22 protein-coding genes are annotated in these 21,614 nt (G+C 61.3%); 8 read left to right on the top strand and 14 right to left on the bottom strand.

Going from position 1 to position 21,614, the window contains the following annotated elements; genetic code table 11:
• Positions 1–4: 4 nt before the first annotated feature.
• The 9 genes from AAZU54_RS13900 to flgB form a co-directional block, all read right to left on the bottom strand.
• On the bottom strand, positions 5–1,114 hold the full coding sequence (locus AAZU54_RS13900) for a flagellar basal body P-ring protein FlgI (RefSeq protein WP_186555949.1): 1,110 nt from the start codon (positions 1,112–1,114) through the stop codon (positions 5–7).
• 12 nt (positions 1,115–1,126) lie between these two features.
• Positions 1,127–1,822, bottom strand: coding sequence for a flagellar basal body L-ring protein FlgH (flgH, locus tag AAZU54_RS13905; RefSeq protein WP_186555948.1), 696 nt, complete (start codon positions 1,820–1,822; stop codon positions 1,127–1,129).
• Between the two features lie 47 nt (positions 1,823–1,869).
• On the bottom strand, positions 1,870–2,655 hold the full coding sequence (flgG, locus tag AAZU54_RS13910) for a flagellar basal-body rod protein FlgG (RefSeq protein WP_186555947.1): 786 nt from the start codon (positions 2,653–2,655) through the stop codon (positions 1,870–1,872).
• Positions 2,656–2,703: 48 nt separating this feature from the next.
• Positions 2,704–3,444 (bottom strand): flagellar basal body rod protein FlgF, encoded by a 741-nt coding sequence (locus AAZU54_RS13915; RefSeq protein WP_186555946.1) that lies wholly within the window; start codon positions 3,442–3,444, stop codon positions 2,704–2,706.
• A gap of 181 nt (positions 3,445–3,625) precedes the next feature.
• Entirely contained in the window at positions 3,626–3,811 is a 186-nt protein-coding gene (locus tag AAZU54_RS13920) for a hypothetical protein (RefSeq protein WP_186555945.1), read from the bottom strand.
• A 61-nt stretch (positions 3,812–3,872) separates the two neighbouring features.
• Positions 3,873–5,240, bottom strand: coding sequence for a flagellar hook protein FlgE (gene flgE / locus AAZU54_RS13925; RefSeq protein WP_186555944.1), 1,368 nt, complete (start codon positions 5,238–5,240; stop codon positions 3,873–3,875).
• Between the two features lie 31 nt (positions 5,241–5,271).
• The gene (gene flgD / locus AAZU54_RS13930; RefSeq protein ID WP_186555943.1) at positions 5,272–5,982 is read right to left on the bottom strand and encodes a flagellar hook assembly protein FlgD; all 711 of its coding nucleotides are present in this window, start codon (positions 5,980–5,982) and stop codon (positions 5,272–5,274) included.
• A 15-nt stretch (positions 5,983–5,997) separates the two neighbouring features.
• Positions 5,998–6,441 (bottom strand): flagellar basal body rod protein FlgC, encoded by a 444-nt coding sequence (gene flgC, locus AAZU54_RS13935; RefSeq protein WP_186555942.1) that lies wholly within the window; start codon positions 6,439–6,441, stop codon positions 5,998–6,000.
• Between the two features lie 2 nt (positions 6,442–6,443).
• The gene (gene flgB, locus AAZU54_RS13940; RefSeq protein ID WP_186555941.1) at positions 6,444–6,851 is read right to left on the bottom strand and encodes a flagellar basal body rod protein FlgB; all 408 of its coding nucleotides are present in this window, start codon (positions 6,849–6,851) and stop codon (positions 6,444–6,446) included.
• Positions 6,852–7,212: 361 nt separating this feature from the next.
• Between flgB and AAZU54_RS13945 the strand changes: the two genes are divergently transcribed.
• Positions 7,213–9,813, top strand: coding sequence for an autotransporter domain-containing protein (locus tag AAZU54_RS13945; protein ID WP_405129330.1), 2,601 nt, complete (start codon positions 7,213–7,215; stop codon positions 9,811–9,813).
• A gap of 107 nt (positions 9,814–9,920) precedes the next feature.
• Here AAZU54_RS13945 and cheR read toward each other — a convergent pair whose 3' ends face one another.
• Positions 9,921–10,748: a protein-glutamate O-methyltransferase CheR gene (gene cheR, locus AAZU54_RS13950; RefSeq protein ID WP_186555939.1), complete on the bottom strand. Its 828-nt coding sequence runs from the start codon at positions 10,746–10,748 to the stop codon at positions 9,921–9,923.
• 50 nt (positions 10,749–10,798) lie between these two features.
• Complete coding sequence (locus tag AAZU54_RS13955; protein ID WP_186555938.1) at positions 10,799–11,728, bottom strand: chemotaxis protein CheV; 930 nt, start codon at positions 11,726–11,728, stop codon at positions 10,799–10,801.
• Positions 11,729–11,793: 65 nt separating this feature from the next.
• On the opposite strand from AAZU54_RS13955, the gene flgA reads away from it, so the two are divergent.
• The 4 genes from flgA to AAZU54_RS13975 all read left to right on the top strand — a co-directional run bounded on the left by flgA (position 11,794) and on the right by AAZU54_RS13975 (position 14,352).
• The gene (flgA, locus tag AAZU54_RS13960; protein WP_186555937.1) at positions 11,794–12,546 is read left to right on the top strand and encodes a flagellar basal body P-ring formation chaperone FlgA; all 753 of its coding nucleotides are present in this window, start codon (positions 11,794–11,796) and stop codon (positions 12,544–12,546) included.
• Between the two features lie 152 nt (positions 12,547–12,698).
• Positions 12,699–13,013 (top strand): flagellar biosynthesis anti-sigma factor FlgM, encoded by a 315-nt coding sequence (gene flgM / locus AAZU54_RS13965; protein WP_264235079.1) that lies wholly within the window; start codon positions 12,699–12,701, stop codon positions 13,011–13,013.
• A gap of 47 nt (positions 13,014–13,060) precedes the next feature.
• A complete protein-coding gene (locus AAZU54_RS13970) occupies positions 13,061–13,528 on the top strand; it encodes a flagella synthesis protein FlgN (RefSeq protein WP_186555935.1) in 468 nt (155 codons plus the stop codon).
• An 80-nt stretch (positions 13,529–13,608) separates the two neighbouring features.
• A complete protein-coding gene (locus AAZU54_RS13975) occupies positions 13,609–14,352 on the top strand; it encodes a flagellar brake protein (protein ID WP_264235081.1) in 744 nt (247 codons plus the stop codon).
• Positions 14,353–14,412: 60 nt separating this feature from the next.
• On the opposite strand, the gene AAZU54_RS13980 is transcribed toward AAZU54_RS13975, so the two are convergent.
• From AAZU54_RS13980 to bkdR, 3 genes are all read right to left on the bottom strand, one after another.
• Positions 14,413–15,744 (bottom strand): MFS transporter, encoded by a 1,332-nt coding sequence (locus tag AAZU54_RS13980; protein ID WP_186555933.1) that lies wholly within the window; start codon positions 15,742–15,744, stop codon positions 14,413–14,415.
• A 128-nt stretch (positions 15,745–15,872) separates the two neighbouring features.
• On the bottom strand, positions 15,873–17,114 hold the full coding sequence (locus AAZU54_RS13985; protein ID WP_186556047.1) for a glutamine synthetase family protein: 1,242 nt from the start codon (positions 17,112–17,114) through the stop codon (positions 15,873–15,875).
• A 247-nt stretch (positions 17,115–17,361) separates the two neighbouring features.
• Complete coding sequence (gene bkdR / locus AAZU54_RS13990) at positions 17,362–17,847, bottom strand: Bkd operon transcriptional regulator BkdR (RefSeq protein WP_027593063.1); 486 nt, start codon at positions 17,845–17,847, stop codon at positions 17,362–17,364.
• A gap of 197 nt (positions 17,848–18,044) precedes the next feature.
• Here bkdR and AAZU54_RS13995 point away from each other — a divergent pair, with 197 nt between their 5' ends.
• The 3 genes from AAZU54_RS13995 to AAZU54_RS14005 are packed head-to-tail and all read left to right on the top strand — an operon-like array spanning position 18,045 to position 21,612.
• Positions 18,045–19,277 carry a 3-methyl-2-oxobutanoate dehydrogenase (2-methylpropanoyl-transferring) subunit alpha gene (locus tag AAZU54_RS13995; RefSeq protein WP_186555932.1) on the top strand — a complete coding sequence of 411 codons (1,233 nt, stop codon included), beginning with the start codon at positions 18,045–18,047 and terminating at the stop codon, positions 19,275–19,277.
• 1 nt (position 19,278) lies between these two features.
• On the top strand, positions 19,279–20,337 hold the full coding sequence (locus tag AAZU54_RS14000; RefSeq protein WP_186555931.1) for an alpha-ketoacid dehydrogenase subunit beta: 1,059 nt from the start codon (positions 19,279–19,281) through the stop codon (positions 20,335–20,337).
• Entirely contained in the window at positions 20,338–21,612 is a 1,275-nt protein-coding gene (locus tag AAZU54_RS14005; protein ID WP_186555930.1) for a dihydrolipoamide acetyltransferase family protein, read from the top strand. It begins immediately after the preceding gene.
• The last annotated feature ends 2 nt before the right edge of the window (positions 21,613–21,614 follow it).

The raw sequence follows: 21,614 nt of genomic DNA on the forward strand, positions 1-21,614 counted from the left end.
GTCCTCAGATCACGATCAGGTCAGCTTGCAACGCGCCAGCCTGCTTGAGCGCTTCAAGGATCGCCATCAAGTCGCTGGGTGCCGCGCCGACCTGGTTCACCGCGCGGACGATTTCATCCAGCGTGGTGCCGGGGCCGAACTTGAACATCGGCTTGGCTTCTTGCTCGGCGTTGACCCGCGAACGCGGCACCACGGCAGTCTGGCCATTGGAGAATGGCCCTGGCTGACTGACGATCGGATCTTCGGTAATGGTTACAGTCAGGCTGCCGTGAGTGACCGCTGCTGGCGAAACCTTGACGTTCTGACCGATAACGATGGTGCCGGTGCGCGAGTTGATGATGACCTTGGCCACCGCCTGGCCCGGATCGATCTCAAGGTTCTCCAGGATCGACAGGTAATCGACCCGCTGGCTTGGATCCATCGGCGCAGTCACGCGCACCGAACCACCATCGACCGCCTGGGCGACGCCTGGGCCGAGCAAATCATTGACCTTGTCGACGATGCGCTTGGCGGTGGTGAAGTCAGGGCGATTGAGGTTCAAGGTCAGGCTATTGCCCTGGTTGAAACCGCTCGGCACTGCACGCTCGACACTGGCGCCACCTGGAATCCGACCGGCCGACGGTACGTTGACGGTAATCTTCGAGCCGTCGCGGCCTTCGGCGTCAAAGCCGCCGACCACCAGGTTGCCCTGGGCGATGGCGTAGACGTTGCCGTCGATCCCCTTGAGCGGGGTCATCAACAGGCTGCCACCGCGCAAGCTCTTGGAGTTACCAATCGAGGAGACGGTGATATCCACCACCTGGCCCGGCTTGGCAAACGCTGGCAGGTCGGCATGCACCGACACCGCGGCGACGTTCTTGAGCTGCACGTTACCGGAGCCCGCCGGCACCTTGATGCCGAACTGCGAGAGCATGTTGTTGAACGTCTGCAGGGTGAACGGGGTTTGCGTGGTCTGGTCACCGGTGCCGTTCAAGCCCACCACCAGGCCATAGCCAATCAGCTGGTTGGTACGTACGCCAGAAATGCTGGCGATGTCCTTCAGGCGCTCGGCATGAGCGCCGAACGCTGCGGACAAAAGAACGGTTGCGGCAATCAGCTGCCTGAAGTTGAACATGGGCATCCGCACTCAGAAAGGCCAAAGCGGGCTGATGAAGAAGCGATCCAACCACCCGGGCTGGCTGGCGTCGGCAAACGAACCCGTCCCCGAGTAGGTGATGCGCGCATCGGCGACACGGGTCGAGGGCACGGTGTTGTCAGTGGCAATGTCATCGGCGCGCACCAACCCTGCGATACGCACCAGCTCGTCACCGGTATTGAGCGTCATCCACTTCTCACCGCGCACCGCGACGATACCGTTGGGCAGCACTTCGGCCACGGTCACAGTGATGGAGCCGGTCAGGGTATTGCCCTGGGCTGCCTTGCTGTCACCCTTGGTCGCACGGCTGCCGCTGTAGCCGGCTTCGAGCGACAGGTCGCCGCTGCCGAACGGATTGTTGGTGTTGGGCACGGCGCCGAACAACGAGGTCAGCCCGAGATTGGCGGTGCTGTCCTTGTCGATCTGCGAGTTGGCGCTCTTGCTCGCCGAGGTGCGCTCATTGAGGGTGATGGTGATGATGTCACCGACCCGGAACGCCTTACGGTCGCTGTACAGGTTCTGCTCGAAACCAGCCTGGTAGATCGAACCGTTGTTGGCCGACGCCGGCAACGGGGTGCGCGGCAATACCGGCGCGTAGTACGGGTCGTTGGGCTTGGGCGTCGGCGCGACGCAACCGGCCAACAACACCGCCCCCCCCAGGGCGAATACGGACAACAGACGATTCATGACGCTTACCTCACGGTGGAACAGACGCTGCGACAGCGACCTTAGGGTTAGAGCTGCTGGGTAACGAACGACAGCATCTGATCAGCGGTGGAAATGACCTTGGAGTTCATCTCGTAGGCACGCTGGGTGGTGATCATGTTGACCAGCTCTTCCACGGTGCTGACGTTGGAGTTCTCCAGGGTCTGCTGCAGGGTGGTGCCGAAGCCGTTCAGGCCTGGGGTACCGACCTGCGGCGCGCCACTGGCGGCGGTCTCCAGGAACAGGTTGTTACCAATCGCCTGCAAGCCGGCCGGGTTGATGAAGTCGGCGGTCTGCAGGTTGCCGATGATCTGCGCGGCCGGGTTGCCGGCGGTGGTGATCGACACAGTGCCGTCCTGGCCGACGGTGAAGGTCTGGGCATCGTTGGGCACGACAATCGCAGGCTCCAGGGCGAAGCCATCGGCGTTGACGATCTGGCCGTCGGAGTTCAGGTGGAAGGTACCGTCACGGGTGTACGAAACCGTGCCATCCGGCTGCAGGATCTGGAAGAAACCGCGACCGTTGACTGCCATGTCCAGCGGGTTCTCGGTGGTCTGCAGGCTGCCGGTCTGGAAGTTCTTCTGGGTGCCGACGATGCGCACACCGGTACCGACCTGCAGACCCGACGGCAGCTCGCTGTCCTGGGTCGACTGGGCACCTGGCTGGCGCTTGGTCTGGTACAGCAGGTCCTGGAACTCGGCGCGATCACGTTTGAAGCCGGTGGTCGAGACGTTGGCCAGGTTGTTGGAGATGACCGTGAGGTTGGTGTCCTGGGCGGACAGGCCGGTTTTAGCGACCCAAAGAGCCGGAAGCATTTAGTGTTCTCCTCGTGCGCCTGTTTTACGGCACCCGTTCAAATGTGGTTAGCCGATTTGCAAAACACGCGCCATGGCTTCATCGCCTTCCTTGGCCGTGTTCATCATCTTGACGTGCAGCTCGAACTGACGGGACAGCGCCAGCACCGAGGTCATTTCCTCGACGGCGTTGACGTTGCTCGACTCCAGGAAGCCCGACACAACCTTGACGTTGTTGTCGACATCGGCTGGCTGGCCATTGGTGGTGTGGATCATTCCGTCCAGACCCTTGGTCAGGCCCTTGGTGTCCGGATTGACCAGTTTGATCCGGTCGACCTCGGCCATCACCCGCGGGTCTTCACCCATGGCACGGACACTGATGGTGCCGTCTTCGCCGACCTCAACTTTCTGCTCTGGCGGAATGGCGATCGGGCCGCCGTTGCCGATTACCGGCATGCCGTTGCCGGCACGCAGCACGCCAAGTGCGTCGATGTTCAGGCTGCCAGTGCGCACATAAGCTTCGCTGCCATCTGGCGCCTGGACCGCGATAAATCCGTCACCGCTGACAGCGACATCCAACTCACGGCCGGTTTCGACCATGGCACCAGCACTGAAATCAGTGGCTGGACGCTCGCTCATGGCAAAGGCGCGCGCCGGAAAGCTGTCACCGAACACCGGCATCGAACGCGCCTGCTCCAGGTCACGCTGGAAGCCGTTGGTGGAAATGTTCGCCAGGTTGTTGGCATGGGCCTTCTGCGCCAGCGCGTTCTGGCTGGCGCCGGTCATGGCCACGTAAAGCATCTTGTCCACAGTCATCCTCCGCTGCACTGGCGATTGCTTACCGCTCGCCGTTGCTGTACAGGCAATAAAGCAAGTTCCGAACCAACTTTTCAAAAGCATTAAAAAGCCCGTAAATACGGGCCTTTGCGGTACATCAGGGAAAGGTCGACGCCGGATATCCGGCGCCTGCTTGCCGATGACGGCAAACCGATTACATGTCGCGGCAACCGCCGTTGTTGAACGGGCCGGCAAATTTCTTCCACCCCTCCCCTGGCGACCATTGGGAGCAGACCAAACGACCATCGACCTGGCTTTCCCAGCGCCACCAGGGCGCAGTGGCCGCCTGGGCCTGGAGCAGGAAGAAGGCGGCGGCGCAGGTGATGATCAGTTTTTTCATGGACTATTCCGTACGCTGGGGAAGTGGGGCTGCACAGCAACCCCAACCCCCAAGACAACCATCAGGTCATCTGAATGATGGTCTGCATGATGGTGCTTTCAGTGGAGATGGTCTTGGCGTTGGCCTGGTAGTTGCTCTGCGCCTTGATCAGCTCGACCAGCTCTTGGGTCAGGTTGACGTTGGAGGCTTCCAGCGAGTTGGATTCAACGCTACCCAAGGTGCCGGTCTTCGGCGCATCGATGCCCGGGATACCCGAGGAGAAGGTCTCGGTCCAGCGCGTACCACCAACCTGCTGCAGACCCTGCTCGTTGGCGAAACTGGCAATCGCTACCTGGCCAATGGCGCGAGATTGCTGGTTGCTGAAGCTTGCGAACATCACACCCGTGGAGTCGATGCTCAAGCTCGACAGGATACCGGTGGCATAACCATCCTGGGATTGCGACATACGCGCAGTCTCAGTGTTGTAGGAGGTGGTGCTGTTCATCGACAGACGCATGCCTGCGGCATTGCCTTCAGCACCATTGGCCGCCCAGTTACCCGAGGCATCTTTGGCCGCTGGCACCCAGCCAGTCATGGTGAAGACATTGTTGGTAACGCTGAACGAGGCGCCAGCTGGGTGACCGGTGTTATCTGCGCTCATGGAGCTTACCGAACCGTCGCTGTTGAAGCTGATGGTGCCAGTCAGCGGGACCTCACTGCTTGGGTCGAACGGGTTGCGCCCATCGACCAGGGTGTACATGGTCCACTCGTTGGTACCGGTCTTACGATAGAACTGCTCCATCGTGTGCTCGTTACCCTGGCTGTCGTAGACCTTGGTCGGGAACGACTTGGTATAGGTGGTTTCATCCGACGGGTCGAAGACCTTGTTGGGCACCAGCACCGGCGGCGTGGAGTTGTTGCCGTCATCGACCATCAGCGGAATGGAATCAGCCGAGGAGTTGAGGTTGATGCCTTGGTCGATCAGGGTAGTGGACTTCGGCGCCAGCGCCGAGGTGTCGATCTTCAGGTCGCTCAACACGCCCTTCTGGATCTTGCCGCTCGAGTCGGCGGCGTAGCCTTGCAGGCGCAGGCCGTCCGAGGTGACCACGAAGTTGTCCTTGTTGGTCTGGAAGGCGCCAGCACGGGTATACACCCGCGAGCCGTTGTCGGAAAGAACGAAGAAGCCCTGGCCCTGGATACCCATGTCCAACACGTTGCCGGTGTTGTTGATGTCGCCCTGGGAGAACTGCTGGGACACCGCAGCCAGACGCACGCCGTTACCGATCTGGTTCTTGCCCACGCCCAGGCGGTTGGCGCCAGCGTAGACGTCGGCGAACTCGGCGCGCGAGGATTTGAAGCCGGTGGTGTTGACGTTGGCAATGTTGTTGCCGGTAACGTCCAGTTGCTTGTTGGCCGCGTACAGACCGCTAAGACCGATATTGAAAGACATATAGCTACTCCTTTTGCCGTTCTAGTCGGCCTTAAATCCCGATGGTTTGGACGTCGGACAGGGAAACTTTCCCCACCCCTGCAAGGTTGAGCACCATCTCGCCATTGGCACTGAAGCTGACGCTGGTTACCTTGGCCGGCAGCAGGGTGTTCATCTGCACCGACTGGCCTTCCACGGTGGTGGAGGCAGTGAAGGTATAGGTACCCGGATCGACCTTCTCGCCCTTGTCGTTGGTGCCATCCCAGATGAAGTCGGCATAACCGGCTTTCTGCTCGCCCAACTCGATGGTCTTGACGGTGTTGCCGTCCTTGTCCTTGATGGTGATCTTCGCTTCGCTGATGGCCTGCGGCACAACGAACTGGGCATTGAAGCTCTCAGCCGTGTCGACCACCGCCTTGTCGTTCTGCACGATCACCGAGCGACCGACCAGCGAAGAGGCCTGCAGGGCCTGGGACGAGCCCAGCGAGTTGGTAATGGTATTGACCGACTCGTTCAACGAGGTGATGCCTTCCAGGCTGCTGAACTGCGCCAGCTGGGCAACGAACTCGCCGTTTTCCTGTGGGTCCAGCGGGTTCTGGTGCTGCATCTGGGTAACCAGCAGCTGCAGGAACGCATCCTTGCCCAAGCTATCGGTACCGGTCTTGGACGCCGTATCGGTCGTGGTCTTTTTAGTGCCGGTGCTGACGCCCGATGCCGAGATCACATCGTTGAGGTTCACACCGTTTGAAGTATCGATTGCCATGGTCCGGATTCCTTATCACTGACCCAGGGTCAGTACTTTCTGCATCATGGTCTTGGCAGTGTTCATCAGCTCGGCGTTGGTCTGGAACGAACGGTTGGCGGAGATCATGTCAGCCATCTCTTCAACCACGTTGACGTTCGGGTAGTAGACGTAGCCATCCTTGTTCGCCGCCGGATGATTCGGCTCGTAGCGCGCTTCAAGGTTGCTCTGATCTTCCACGATGCCCATGACCTGCACACCCTGACCGGCTTCACCCTGATCCTGGAACAGCGACTGGCCTACGCCACCCTGGGCCTGCTGGAAGGTGGTGGCGAACACGGGGTGACGCGCACGGTAGGTCTGGTCGATGCTCGAGGACACGGTCTCGGCGTTGGCGATGTTCGACGCCACGGTGTTGAGGCGGGTGTTCTGCGCACTCATGCCGCTACCGGCGATATTGAAAACGTTGGCAAGGGACATGGTCACTCTCCGCGCAGGGCCGATACCAGCCCTTTGAATTTACTGTTGAGCATGGTGAAGCTGGCCTGGAAACCGATCGCGTTTTCGGCATAGTTGGCCTGCTCGATCTGGGCATCCACGGTGTTCTGGTCGATCGACGGCTGCATCGGCGTGCGGTATTGCAGGGTGTCGTCGGCCATGGCCAGGCCTTCGGCCTCGATATGCCGGGTGTTGGTCCGGTCCAGGGCAATACGCCCCTTCTGCTGCTTGTCGGCCTCGGCGGCCAGCACCGAGGAGAAATCCAAGTCGCGCGCTTTGAAGTTGGGCGTGTCGGCGTTGGTAATGTTGTTGGCCAGCACTTCAGCGCGCTGGGCGCGGAAGCTCAGAGCCTTTTCGTGAATGCCAAGCGCCTTGTCGAAACTGATGCTCATGTCTGGAAACCTTCGACGGTTGACCGGAGTGTCGTTGGCCAAGCTATAGCAAGGCCTGTGCCAATCTTGGAAAAGCCCGGAAAGCCTGGGCTTGGTCCACCTCGGCCAACGCCGTCATGCCAGAAAAGCGGCAAACTGCTTCCGCTCACGCAGCGGCAAGCGGCAATCGATCAGCGGCAAAAGCGGCAAAGCAAAAAATTGACGCCAGGCAAAAGTGTCAATTAGCCATCAATTACGCTAGCATCCGCGACCGCGCTGATATGTGGCATGAGGCCACTATCTTATGGATCGAAGGTCTCACGCCACGCATGGATGCGCGTTGTTTTCCCACTGTTTTCCAAGGAAAGAACCCGTGGCTCCGTTGACCTTCCGCAAAACCTTGCTGGCCCTGGCCATCACCACCAGCGCCCTGCCCGCCTTCGCCGAAACCGTGCAACTGACCAATGCCGGCTACAAGAGCGAACACCAGACCCATAACGGCGACCTCGAATTCACTGGCAGCTATACCGGCGGCAGTGACGAAGACGCTATCGAGCTCAATGGCTCGACCATCACCGGCAACCTGATCCTCAACAGCACCATTAACAGCACCGGTGATTTTGCCGGTGGCGTCGACATGGACAGCTGGGAAGACAACCTGGGCTGGGCACGCAACACCATCGAAGGCGACGTGATCAACAAAGGCAGCATCACCGCCACGGGCGGTGGCGCCAACGCGCTGATGATCGATCCGGCCTACATCGGCGGCAGCGTAATCAACCAAGGCTTGCTGGCAGCGATTGGCGAACCGCTGGATGACGATGGCGAAATCGACGTGGCCCGTGCCCTGGACTTCTCCGGCACCTCGCTGATCGAAGGCGACCTGGTCAATGCCAGCACCGGCCGCATCGTCGCCAAAGGTGAAGACTCGCGCGGGATCAACCTCGAAGGCGGCACCATCAAGGGCAAGCTGATCAACTTCGGCACTATCGAAGTCAGCGGCGATGGCGCCACGGCCATCGACGCCACCACCAGCAAGTACGGCGACATGGTTGACCTGGCGGGCATCGAAAACCACGGCACCATCATCGCCACCGGTGAAGATGCCAACGGCATCATGCTCGATGGCGCCAGCCTGAGCAGCGCCGACGGTGTCCACCTGCTCAACACCGGCAAGATCATTGCCCAAGACGCCGCGATCACCATTGGCAACGTCGATTTCGATGGCCCTGGTCTGCAGCCTTGGTATCAGCAACACGGCGACCTGAACATCTACAACAGCGGCAGCATCATTTCCCAGGATGAAGCCATCGACGCTTCCGAGGCTAACCGCCCGGTCGAGCTGATCCTCCGCAAAGGCAGCGTCATCGTCGGCAACCTGATCGACCTGTCGAACATCGAAGTCGAGGGCGACACCTCGTTCACCGGCACCGACAGCAGCGCCGATGGCGCCAACATTCGCCTGAAGGATAACGGCTGGATCAATGTCGGCTCGGCCAGCGACAACCTGGCCACCACGCTGTCGCTGCAGTCGGCGCACACCAGCATTGCCGGCAACCTGTACGTAGCGGGCAACTCGGCACTGGGCCTGACCCTGGGTGCCGACACCGATCCGTCGCGGGCGGTGGTACAGGTCAGCGGCACTGCCGAATTCGGTCAAGGCGCCCAGTTGAAACTGGCCGCGCGCGGCAACGACTTCAGCGCCAACGGCAGCAGCTACACCTTGATCGAGGCTGGCAAACTGCAAGTGCTCGATGCCAGCGGCGAGAATGTCGACCCACAAGGCACCATCGCCGTCACCAGCACGTCGGCCCTGCTCAATGTCGACAGCAGCGTCATTCGTGACAATCAAGTGGTGGCGGTGGTCACCACCAAGAGCCAGCAAGGCATCGACCAGATCCTTGAGCAGCATGGTGGCTCGGACAACCACAAGCGCTCGCTTGGCGCCCTGGTCCAGGACGGCATCCTGGGCAAGCTGGGCGAAAACGATCCACTGCTGCGCGCCGCGGCAAATGCCAGCGGCGCCGAGCTGGCCAAGCTCGCCGAGCAACTGACCCCGGAAACCAACGGCGGCGCCACCCAGGCTGCCACCACCAGCCAAAGCCTGGTCAGCAGTGTCACCAGTAGCCGCACCAGCGGCCTGCGCGGCGCCTCTTCCGGTGAAGCCTTCAAAGAGACCGGCGTGTGGGTGCAATCGCTGTACAGCGATGCCACTCAAGGTCAGCGTGACGGCATCGCCGGTTACAACGCCTACAGCCGCGGTATCGCCGTCGGCGCCGATGGCAAGCTCAACGACCAGCTCACCCTGGGCCTGGCGTATAGCTTCATCAACACCGACGTCAACGGCAAAGGCGGTAACCAGACTGAAGTCGACAGCCACGCCTTCACCCTGTATGGCGGCTTCGAGCAAGGCAACTACTTCGTCGATGCCAGCTTGACCTATGGCTTGAACGACAACCAAGGCAAACGCGAGATCGCTGGCACCAAGGCCAAGGCTGACTATGACAGCGACCTGCTCGGCCTGAACCTGGTCGGTGGCTACACCTACCGGATCAGCCCGCAGTTGCTGGTCGAGCCACGCTTGGCTGCGCGTTACAGCCGCGTGGAAATCGACGGCTACCGCGAGAAGGGCTCGTCTGCAGCTCTGAAGGTCGAGGACCAGCGTTACGAAGCCATCGAGCTGGGCGCCGGCATGCGTGTTGCGGGCAGTTACAACCTGGGCGCCGGCACCCTGGAGCCGCAGTTCAAGCTGATGGCCTATCACGACTTTGCCGCCGACGAGGCCAGCAGCACTTCGACCTTCCTGCTTGGCAACACGCCGTTCGTGACCCATGGCGCCAGCGCCGTGCGTGACAGCTATGAAGCGGGTGTGGGCGCGGACTACAAGCTGGGCGCGGTGACCCTGGGCCTGAACTACGACTACATCGGCAAGTCGGGCTTTGATGCCGACGTGTTCTCGGCCAAGGTGCGCTACGACTTCTAAGCCTGCCCTGAGATAGCGCTGCGGCTTGTCTGGCGATAAGCCCAGTGCAAGCAACGCAAAACAAAAAGGCCGGTGTCTCGCGACACCGGCCTTTTTACATGGGCCAATCACTTGGCCTGATAGATGATCCCCGGACTGCACTGAACCATCTGGTAGTGATCCGGCAAACCGTTGAGCGCCTCCGAAGCGCCCAGGAACAGATACCCGCCAGGCTTGAGCGTGCTGTGAATACGCAGCAGGATGTCCTTCTTGACCTGAGCCGAGAAGTAGATCAGCACGTTGCGGCAGAACACCACATCGAACTTGCCCAGGCTCGCGTAACTATCGAGCAGGTTGAACGAGCGGAACTCGACCCGGCTGCGAATCGGCGCCTTGACCGCCCAGCGCCCCGGCCCTTTCGGGTCGAAATAACGCTGCAGACGCTCTTGCGAGAGGCCACGGGCAATCGCCAGGCTGTCGTATTCACCACTTTTGCAGTTGGTCAGCATCGCCCCGGATAGGTCGGTGGCGACAATCTGCGCGCCCATTTTCAACTGGCCAAGGTTGCTGCGCTCGAACTCGTCGATGGCCATCGACAGCGAGTACGGCTCCTGCCCGGAGGAGCAAGCCGCCGACCAGATGCGCAGACGCTGCCCAGGGTTACCCTTGAGGAACTCAGGGATGACTTTGTTCTTGAGCACTTCGAATGGATAGGTATCGCGAAACCACAGGGTTTCGTTGGTGGTCATGGCGTCGACCACCTGCTCACGCAGGCCGCTTCGCGGTTGGCTCTGAATGCGCTGCACCAGCTCACCCAGAGACTTGATGCCCTGCTGCTCCATCAGCTTGTTGAGACGGCTGGAGACCAGGTACTGCTTATTCTCGCCCAGCAGGATGCCACAGGCTTTCTCCAGGAAGACCCGGAACTGTTCGAAATCCAAATTACCCGTAGACAATGCTGCCGCCTCTTTTCAATCGCTGGGGCCGGGGACGTGCCCCGGCCGTTTCAATGCGTCGCGTTGATCCGGTCGACCACCCGTTGGGCAAGGTCGTCCGGCTTGAACTTGGCCAGGAAGTCGTCGGCGCCGACTTTCTTGACCATGGCCTGGTTGAACACCCCAGACAGGGAAGTATGCAGGACGATGTGCAATTTTTGCATGCGCGGATCGCTGCGAATCTCTGCGGTAAGGGTGTAGCCATCCATTTCTGGCATTTCAATGTCCGAGATCATCATCAGGAACTCATCTTCCGGACGCTTACCCTCATCGACCAGCTTACGCAGGTAATCCAACGCCTGACGGCCATCATTGAGCGCCACCACCTCGACCCCGACGGTTTGCAGGCAGCGACTGACCTGCTTGCGCGCCACCGACGAATCGTCGACTGTCAGCACTCGCAGCAGTACCGCCTTGTCCTGCACCTCGGCATCGACCACGCCGGCAGACACCGACTCGGACGACGGCGACACTTCGGCCAGCACCTTCTCGACGTCGATGATTTCCACCATGCGGTTGTCGACCCGGGTAACCGCGGTCAGGTAATGGTCGCGACCGGTGCCCTTGGGTGGCGGATGAATCTCTTCCCAGTTCATGTTGACGATGCGTTCGACCGAATGCACCAGAAAGCCCTGGGTCTTGGTGTTGTACTCGGTGATGATCACGAAGCTGTTGCGGGTTTCTTCCTTCAGGCCCGGCAAGCCGGTAGCCATCGACAGGTCAAGAATTGGGATGGTCGCCCCGCGTATGTTGGCAACGCCGCGTACCACCGGATGAGACTTGGGCAACACGGTCAATTCCGGGCACTGCAGCACCTCCCGGACCTTGAACACGTTGATGCCATAAAGCTGATCGCCATTGAGGCGGAACAGCAAGAGTTCCAGGCGATTCTGCCCAACCAGCTGCGTGCGCTGGTTGACCGAATCCATAACACCAGCCATGCCAGACTCCTTTACATTTTTTGCCTGCCTATAAAGTCGGCACGGGCTTTGCTTTTTTGAGCGCTATGTACACGAAAACGACATTTTTCCGACGACTGACGCGCCTGCTGGCCGGCCACTTGGCCGTGTTGTGCCTGCTCGCCCCCAGCACTCGCGCGCTGGCGGACACAGTAACCTTGCCTGAACAGCTTATCGGTGTCACCCAAGGGTTTCTTGAATTCACCGTCGAAGATTACCTGGCCACCACCCAGACCCCGGGGCGTTACGAGATCCAGGTCAACACCCTCGACCCACGGCTGCGCATGCCGCTGTGCAGCCAGGCGCTGGACGCCTCGCTGGAAAGCCCAGCGCAGCCGCTGGGTCGGGTCACGGTGCGTGTGCGCTGTGACAGCAGCGCACCGTGGACAGTGTTCGTCCCGGCGCAGGTCAAGCTGTTCCGTGAGGTGGTGGTGATGGTCCGTCCACTCAAGCGCGAGAGTGTGGTGGGCGAAGGCGATGTCGCCTTGCGTGAACGCGACGTCGGCACACTCAACCAAGGTTTTCTCAGTGACCTGGACCAGGCGCTGGGCATGAAGCTGTTGCGCCCGGCCGTGCTTGATCAGGTCTTGACCCCGCAACACCTGGAACAGGCCGAGGTGATCCGTAAGGGCGATCACGTGGTGATCATCGCCCGCAGCGGCAGCCTGAGCGTGCGCATGCCCGGTGAAGCCCTGAGCAAGGGCGGCCTGAGCGAACAGATCCGGGTACGCAATCTGAACTCAAAACGCGTAGTGAAGGCGCGGGTCACCGGACCCGGGCAGGTCGAGGTGGCCATGTAGCAGGGCTGGCGGTAAGGAACCGCTTTACCTAAACTGTGTCAGAAAACGGGTTGCGCGAGCTTGCTGACAAGCGGCTATGCATTTGTGCCTAAAGTTTTTTTCGGGGTGGCCGAAAACAAGGCAAGCGTCCAAATACCCAGAGGTTTCTGATCATGGTCATCGACTTCAGTCGTTTGAATAACTCTCCGTCCGTTACGGGCGGCGTTCGCGGCACTGCCGCGACCGGCAACGCCGAGAAAACCGGCGAAACCAGTGAAGCGCCAGCGCGCTCCAGCGTCAGCGGAGAAGCGGTACACCTCAGTCAAGAGGCCCAGCAGTTGCAGAAGATCAGCGACAAGCTGCGCGATCAGCCGGTGGTCAACAGTGCCCGTGTGGCCGAGTTGAAGCAGGCAATCGCAGATGGCAGCTACCAGGTCGATGCCGGCCGGGTCGCCAGCAAACTGCTAGATTTCGAAGCTCAGCGCTGACCCTTCGTCGCGCTGACTTCTAGGACGCTTTAAGCCAAGAGCCAGCCATGCACGATACTACCCTGCTGCAATTGATCGAAGACGACATCGCCCCTACCCAGGAGCTGCTCGAGCTGCTACAGAGCGAAGCAGTGGCCCTGCATGGCCGGGAAATGGTCGCGCTGGAAGAAATCCTGGCGCGCAAACAGTCGTTGATCATATTGCTCGAACAGCAGGGCCAGCGGCGCAACAACCTGCTCGCAAGCCTTGGCCTGAGTGCCAATCGCGCCGGCGTGCAGGCACTCGCGGCGCAGTCGCCAAATGGCGACTTGATCTTGCAGCAACTCGATGTGCTGACCCAACTGATGGACACCTGCCAGCAGGTCAACGAGACCAATGGCCGGATCATTCAGATGCAGCAGCAAGTCACGGCCAACCAGATCAGAATCCTCAACGGCGGCGATTCTCCGTCGCTGTACGATAGCCGTGGCGCGACCTCGCCACTGGCTAAGCCTCGGGCGCTCAGCCAAGTGTGATTATTTCTATCAAGGCACGGAACATACTGGCAAAATGCCGTTACTTGCGTGTGTTGTTTTTGCCTGGAGATTGATAACCCGTGTTCAATGAATCCGATGCTCCCCAGCCGCCTAAGGTGCTGAGCACTCCGTTGGAGATTGCCGCCAACCTGCGCCAGCTGCTGGATAGCCACGATCCGCTGATCATCACCTTCCATGAGCGCAGCCAGCGATTCCAAAGCTACGTGGTGCATGTGGACCGTGACAGCAACACCTTGGCGCTGGACGAGATGATCCCGCGCGACGGCGAAAAATTCATCGAGAATGGCGAACCCTTCCGCGTCGAAGGCTTCCACGACGGTGTCCGTATAGCCTGGGAATGCAACACCCCGCTGACCATCACCGAAATCGACGGCCACCGCAGCTACCGCGGCCCACTGCCGGAAGAAGTGACCTATCACCAGCGGCGTAATGCCTTTCGCGCTGCGTTGAAGCTGTCGCAGCTGGTCGATGTCACGCTCGATGGCACTCACCTCAAGGGCAATGGCGCGCTGCGCGGCAAGCTGCTGGATATTTCCGCCACCGGCTGCAAGATGCGCTTTGACGGCAACGTCGAAGAGCGCCTGCAACTGGGGCAGGTGTATGAGCGTTTCAAGGCAGCCAGCCCGCTGGGGCTGAACGATGTGATGGTGGAGCTGCGTCATCTGCATTATGAAGAGCGGATCAACACGACGTTTGCCGGTGTGCGCTTCCATAACCTCAATGGTCAGGCGCAGCGCAAGATCGAGAGTTTTGTCTACCAGCTGCAGCGTGAGGCGCGGCGGTTCGACAAGGACGATTATTGATTTTGCTGCAGAAATGAAAAAGCCACCCTCGGGTGGCTTCTCTATTTGTGCCAGCAGGATTCAAGCCGGCTTGTCGACTTGCGCCGCAGGCATGTCCTGCTCTTGCTGCTCATCCTCGGTATCTTCCGCCGCAATCGGCGCCTGCATCACGTCTTGCACCGTCTGCTCATCGACCCGTGGGTCGAGGGCTGCAGACAGCGGCGATCCAGCGGCCGGCATCGCCACGTGGCCCAGCGGTGCGTCCTGCACCTGGTGCAAGCCCGTAACCGCTTTAGGCCGAATGCGCCATACCAGCACCAAGGCGAAGAACAAGAAGAACGCATACAGCATCTGCGGGCCCAGCACCTTCATCAGCACCCCCGCCGCCAACGGCCCGATACAAGCGCCCACGCCATAGGTCACCAGCAGCATGGCGGTCAGCGAGACCCGCCGTTCACTCTCCACGTGGTCGTTGGAAAACGCTACCGCCAATGGATACAGGCAGAACTGCAGCAAGGAAATCACAAAGCCAATGGCAAACAGGACCTCCAGCGGCACACTGGGCAAGATCGCCAGCGGAGCCGCCGCCAATGCCAGCCCCACCGCCGCACTGCGGATCAACACCGCACGGTCGTAGCGATCAGACAGCCAGCCCAGCGGCCACTGCACCACCAGCCCGGCAAAGATGCAGCAGCCCATGAACAGACCGATCTGCTCGGTGCTCAAGCCTTGGCTGGAGGCATACAGCGGCGCCAGGCCATAGAACGAACCGACGATCAGGCCCGAGCCGAGCACCGTACTCAACGACTGCGGGACCCGCTTGATGAAGAACTTCGGCTCCATCGGCGCCGGACGCAGGGGCGCCGGGTGAATCCGCCGGGTCATGGCCACCGGCACCAGGCACAGGGCAAAGCACATGGCGACCAACATCAACAGCTCTGGGCCAAGCTCAGGGTGCACGACCAGGATCAACTGCCCGAGCACCAGGCCCAGGTACGAGGCGATCATGTAGCCACTGAACACCGCACCGCGTTGCTTGGCGTCGGCCTGCTCGTTGAGCCAGCTCTCGATCACCATGTACTGGCACATCATCCCCAGGCCGACGATCATCCGCAGGCCCACCCATACCGGTAGCAAGTCGGTCAGGCCATGGCCCAGCACCGCTGCGCCGACGATGCCGGCGCAGGTGGCATAGGCGCGAATATGACCCACCCGGCCGATCAGCCGGTGACCGATCTTGCCGCCCAGCGCCAGACCGAAGTAGTTGGCCGCCATCAGCGCACCGACCCACAGGCTGTCGACATGGTCGGCAGCCAGGCGCAGGGCCAGGTAGGTACTCAACAGGCCCGAGCCGATCAGCATCATCAGGGCGGCGAAATACAGCGAACGAAAAGACTTCCAGATCTGTCGCATGCGTCCCGAAGGGCTCCCTGGTCAGGTGGAGGGGGTGCTGGCAAGCATAAGGGCAAATCCGTGGCGGCGCAGGCCCCCACCCCGGAAAAAACTCATGCCGGACGTGTCCAGTGTCAGTTGTGTCGCGATCAGGCTTGTGCCGCCAGCACGCGGCGCTCCCACGGGGTGATCTCATCGAAGAAATCGCTCAGCTCCAGGGTCTTGGTCGCGACATAGCCTTCGATGAACTCCTTGCCGAACAGTTCCCGCGCCAGCGTGCTGCGCTTGAGCCGCTCCAGCGCAGCATGCAGGGTGCAGGGCAGGCTTAGGTGCTCCGGCACTTCGAATTCACCCTGGATCGCCGGCGTCGGCTGCAACTGCTGCTCGATGCCATGCAAGCCGGCGCCCAGGCTGGCGGCGATCGCCAGGTAGGGGTTGGCGTCGGCGCCGGGCAAGCGGTTTTCGACCCGACGCGCCAACGGCGAACTGGCCGGGATGCGCAGGCCAGCGGCGCGGTTGTCTTGCGACCAGCAGGCGTTGTTGGGCGAGGCGTAGGGATGGCACAGGCGCTGATAGGAATTGACGTTGGGCGCGAACAACGCGGTGAAGTCCGCCATGCACGCCTGCAGGCCGCCGATGAAGTGATGGAAGGTCTCGGTGGGCTGCCCTGCCGCATCACTGAAGACATTGCGCCCACTGCCGATCTCGACCAGGCTCTGATGGATGTGCATAGAGCTGCCTGGGGTTTTCGCCAATGGCTTGGCCATGCACACCACGGTCAGGCCATGCTTGAGCGCGACTTCCTTGAGCAGGTGCTTGAACAGGAACGTCTGGTCAGCCAACAGCAGCGGGTCGCCGTGCAGCAGATTGATCTCGAACTGGCTGACGCCCATCTCGTGCATGAAGGTGTCGCGCGGCAGGCCGAGTGCGGCCATGCAGCGGTATACCTCATTGAAGAATGGGCGCAAGCCGTTGTTGGAGCTGACGCTGAACGCCGAATGACCCAGTTCGCGGCGACCGTCCGTGCCCAGCGGTGGCTGGAACGGCTGGCCAGGGTCGCCATTAGGGGCGAAGACAAAGAATTCGAGCTCGGTGGCCACCACTGGCGCCAGGCCCAGTGCAGCATAACGGGCAATGACTGCCTTCAACTGGCCACGGGTCGACAACCCGGATGAGGCGCCATCGAGCTCGTTGGCATCGCAGATGGCCAGAGCCCGCGCCTCGTCGCTCCAGGGCAGGCGGTGAACCTGGGCGGGGTCGGCGACCAATGCCAGGTCGCCGTCGTCGCTGCCGTAGAACGTGGCGGCCGGGTAACCACCCATGATGCATTGCAGCAGTACCCCACGGGCCATTTGCAGGCGCCGGCCTTCGAGGAAACCTTCGGCTGTCATCACTTTGCCGCGCGGGACGCCATTGAGGTCAGGGGTTACGCACTCGATTTCAGCAATGCCCATGAGGTGCTCGGCGAAGGCGCGCTGGGCTTCGGTCGTCATGACTCTATCCTTGTTGTTTTTGTATGCCGGGGACGGCGACAAGCACAACATAGGCTGGGGGTGTTTAAAATATCAAGCAGCTGATTGCGGATACATGCGGGTTTAGTGAACAGTCGTGGTTTGGCCGCCCGGACAAAGGTTCAGATCACTCACGCAAGGTCATGCCATTGGCCGGCAACGGCAAGGCGGTCTTGTAGCGCACCTGCTTGAGGGCAAAGCTGGAGCGAATGTTGGCCACCCCCGGCAAACGCGTCAGGTAATCGAGAAACCGCTCCAGCGCCTGAATGCTCGGCAATAGCACCCGCAGCAGATAATCCGGATCGCCCGTCATCAGGTAGCACTCCATTACCTCAGGCCGCTCGGCGATCTCTTCCTCGAAGCGGTGCAGCGACTGTTCGACCTGTTTCTCCAGGCTGACATGGATGAACACATTCACATCCAGCCCCAGCGCCTCGGGCGAGAGCAAGGTCACCTGCTGGCGAATCACCCCCAACTCCTCCATCGCCTTGACCCGGTTGAAACACGGCGTCGGTGACAGGTTCACCGAGCGCGCCAGCTCCGCGTTGGTGATCCGGGCGTTTTCCTGCAGGCTGTTGAGAATGCCGATATCCGTGCGATCGAGTTTGCGCATGAGACAAAATCACCTGATTTTTGTGTTTATCCGGAATGTTTATCTTCCCCTCAGGACAAACGCAATGAACTTGAGAGAAAAATTCTCCTGAGCTCCCTCTAACATGTAATTAGCGCTGACCTACCAGTCACGAGCCAGTAGTCAGCGGCGACCGCTTCAAAGCTCACAAAAACAACATCCGAGCGAGCGTAAACAGCATGAACGAGTACGCCCCCCTGCGTTTGCATGTGCCCGAGCCTACCGGCCGGCCAGGCTGCCAGACCGATTTTTCCTACCTGCGTCTGAACGATGCAGGCCTGGTACGTAAACCCCCGATTGATGTCGAGCCTGCCGAAACGGCGGACCTGTCCAAGAGCCTGGTCCGGGTTTTGGATGAAAACGGCAATGCCGTCGGCCCGTGGGCCGAGGACATTGACCCGCAGGTGCTGCGCCAAGGCATGCGCGCCATGCTCAAGACGCGCATCTTCGACAGTCGCATGGTGGTTGCCCAGCGCCAGAAGAAGATGTCCTTCTACATGCAGAGCCTGGGCGAGGAAGCCATTGGCAGCGGTCAGGCACTGGCCTTGAACCGCAGCGACATGTGCTTCCCGACCTACCGCCAGCAGAGCATCCTGATGGCCCGCGAGGTATCGCTGGTGGACATGATCTGCCAGTTGCTGTCGAACACCCGCGACCCGCTCAAGGGCCGCCAGTTGCCGATCATGTATTCGGTCCGCGAGGCCGGCTTCTTCACCATCAGCGGCAACCTGGCCACCCAGTTCGTCCAGGCGGTCGGCTGGGCCATGGCGTCGGCGATCAAGGGTGACACCAAGATCGCCTCGGCCTGGATCGGCGACGGCGCCACGGCCGAGTCGGACTTCCACACCGCCCTGACCTTCGCCCACGTCTACCGCGCGCCGGTGATTCTCAACGTGGTCAACAACCAGTGGGCGATCTCCACCTTCCAGGCCATTGCCGGTGGTGAGTCGACCACCTTCGCCGGGCGTGGCGTAGGTTGTGGCATCGCTTCGCTGCGCGTCGATGGCAACGACTTCATCGCCGTCTACGCCGCCTCGCGCTGGGCCGCTGAACGTGCCCGCCGTGGCCTGGGGCCGACTTTGATCGAGTGGGTCACCTACCGCGCCGGCCCACACTCGACTTCCGACGATCCGTCCAAGTACCGCCCCGCCGATGACTGGAGCCACTTCCCGCTGGGCGACCCGATCGCTCGCCTGAAGCAGCACCTGATCCAGATCGGCCAGTGGTCGGAGGAAGAACATCAAGCGGTGACTGCCGAGTTCGAAGCCGAGATTCTCAAGGCCCAGAAAGACGCCGAACAGTTCGGCACCTTGAGCAATGGCCATATCCCAAGCGCCGCCTCGATGTTCGAGGACGTGTACAAGGAAATGCCCGAACACCTGCGCCGTCAGCGCCAAGAGCTGGGGGTCTGAGATGAACGATCACAACAACAGCATCGACCTGGAAACCGCCATGTCCACCACCACCATGACCATGATCCAGGCCCTGCGCTCGGCCATGGATGTCATGCTTGAGCGCGACGACAATGTGGTGATCTACGGCCAGGACGTCGGCTACTTCGGCGGCGTGTTCCGTTGCACCGAAGGCTTGCAGACCAAGTACGGCAAATCGCGAGTGTTCGACGCGCCGATTTCCGAAAGTGGCATCGTCGGTACCGCCGTGGGCATGGGCGCCTATGGCCTGCGGCCGGTGGTGGAAATCCAGTTCGCCGACTACTTCTACCCGGCCTCCGACCAGATCGTCTCGGAGATGGCCCGCCTGCGCTATCGTTCAGCCGGCGAGTTCATTTCGCCACTGACCCTGCGCATGCCCTGTGGCGGTGGCATTTATGGTGGCCAGACCCACAGCCAGAGCCCAGAGGCGATGTTCACCCAAGTGTGCGGCCTGCGCACCGTGATGCCCTCCAACCCATATGACGCCAAAGGGCTGCTGATCGCCTCGATCGAATGCGACGACCCGGTGATCTTCCTTGAACCCAAACGCCTGTACAACGGCCCGTTCGACGGCCACCACGACCGCCCGGTTACACCGTGGTCCAAGCACGCCCAGAGCGCAGTACCGGATGGTTACTACACGGTGCCACTGGACAAGGCGGCGATCACCCGCCCGGGCAACGACGTTACCGTACTGACCTATGGCACTACCGTGTACGTGTCGCAAGTCGCTGCCGAGGAAACCGGCGTCGACGCGGAAGTCATCGACCTGCGTAGCCTGTGGCCGCTGGACCTGGACACCATTGTCGAGTCGGTGAAAAAGACCGGCCGCTGCGTGGTGGTCCACGAAGCCACCCGCACCTGCGGCTTTGGCGCCGAGCTGGTATCGCTGGTTCAAGAGCACTGCTTCCATCACCTCGAAGCGCCGATCGAGCGCGTCACCGGTTGGGACACCCCCTACCCTCACGCGCAGGAATGGGCTTACTTCCCAGGCCCTTCACGGGTAGGTGCGGCATTGAAACGGGTCATGGAGGTCTGAATGGGCACGCACGTCATCAAGATGCCGGACATCGGTGAAGGCATCGCGCAGGTCGAGTTGGTGGAATGGTTCGTCAAAGTCGGCGATGTGATCGCCGAGGACCAGGTAGTCGCCGATGTCATGACCGACAAGGCCACGGTGGAAATCCCCTCGCCGGTCAGTGGCAAGGTCCTGGCCCTTGGCGGCCAGCCTGGCGAAGTCATGGCGGTGGGCAGCGAGCTGATCCGCATTGAAGTCGAAGGCAGCGGCAACCACGTCGACGCACCGCAGGCCAAGCCTGCGCAACAGCCAGCCCCGGCGCCCGCTGCAAGCACGCCTGAGCTGCGCCCCGAGCCAGTCGCCGTAGCCAGCCAGCCGGCCAGTAGCGCTGCTGCGGCGCCTATCGTGCCGCGCCAGGCCAATGAAAAACCGCTGGCCTCCCCGGCTGTGCGCAAGCGCGCGCTGGATGCCGGTATCGAACTGCGTTATGTACATGGCAGCGGCCCTGCCGGACGCATCCTGCACGAAGACCTCGATGGCTTCATGAGCAAGCCACACAGCAGCGCAGGTCAAGCGCCCAGCGGTTACGCCAAACGCAGCGACAGCGAGCAGGTGCCGGTGATCGGCCTGCGCCGCAAGATCGCCCAGCGCATGCAGGACGCCAAGCGCCGGGTCGCGCATTTCAGCTATGTCGAGGAGATCGACGTCACCGCCCTGGAAGCGCTGCGCCAGCAGCTCAACCAAAAGTACGGCGATAGCCGCGGCAAGCTGACCCTGTTGCCGTTCCTGGTACGCGCCATGGTCGTGGCCCTGCGCGATTTCCCGCAGATCAACGCCACCTACGACGACGAAGCCCAGGTCATCACCCGCCATGGTGCGGTCCACGTCGGTATCGCCACCCAGGGCGATAACGGCCTGATGGTGCCGGTGCTGCGCCACGCCGAGGCGGGCAACCTGTGGGGCAACGCCAGCGAGATCACTCGCCTGGCCCACGCTGCGCGCAACAACAAGGCCAGCCGCGAAGAACTGTCCGGCTCGACCATCACCCTGACCAGCCTGGGCGCCCTGGGCGGCATCGTCAGCACGCCGGTGGTCAACACTCCGGAAGTGGCGATCGTCGGCGTCAACCGCATGGTCGAACGGCCGGTGGTGATCGACGGCCAGATCGTCGTGCGCAAGATGATGAACCTGTCCAGCTCGTTCGACCACCGGGTGGTCGATGGCATGGATGCCGCCCTGTTCATCCAGGCCGTGCGCGGCCTGCTGGAACAGCCCGCCTGCCTGTTCGTGGAGTGAGC

The organism is Pseudomonas sp. Je.1.5.c (genome assembly GCF_051129895.1).
In the GTDB taxonomy this organism is placed as follows: Bacteria; Pseudomonadota; Gammaproteobacteria; order Pseudomonadales; family Pseudomonadaceae; genus Aquipseudomonas; species Aquipseudomonas urmiensis.